Source organism: Bartonella sp. CL63NXGY (assembly GCF_042194905.1).
Lineage (GTDB): Bacteria > Pseudomonadota > Alphaproteobacteria > Rhizobiales > Rhizobiaceae > Bartonella.
The window spans coordinates 1-287 of record NZ_JBHINK010000128.1; the positions used below are offsets into that span (position 1 = coordinate 1).

The window sequence follows — 287 nt, forward strand, 5'->3', positions numbered from 1 at the left end:
TATCCCAGTTGTTTTCATCTACATTTACTGGAGTCTTGATGTGCTCTACGTAGACAGTCATTGGGTCGCCATCTTTGCTACCAAATGTGATAGAAGTTGGGGCTTGGCCTACTACCGTCCAGTGTTCTGGAACACTCAACTTAGTAGTGTTGTTTGAACCGTCTTTGGTAAGGCTTACTGTCTTACCTACTGTTCCTGGAATATCTTGCGTACCTACTACAGTTGTCTTATCACTGTTATCAACGAAGTTGATTGGTTGGTTAAGAGCATGTGTGGTGTAAGTTAGA

The 287-nt window shown here is 42.5% G+C and carries 1 protein-coding gene; it reads right to left on the bottom strand.

From position 1 onward, the window contains the following. On the bottom strand, positions 1-287 hold a 287-nt coding region (locus ACFIK0_RS09675), incomplete at both ends, for a hypothetical protein (RefSeq protein WP_375663957.1).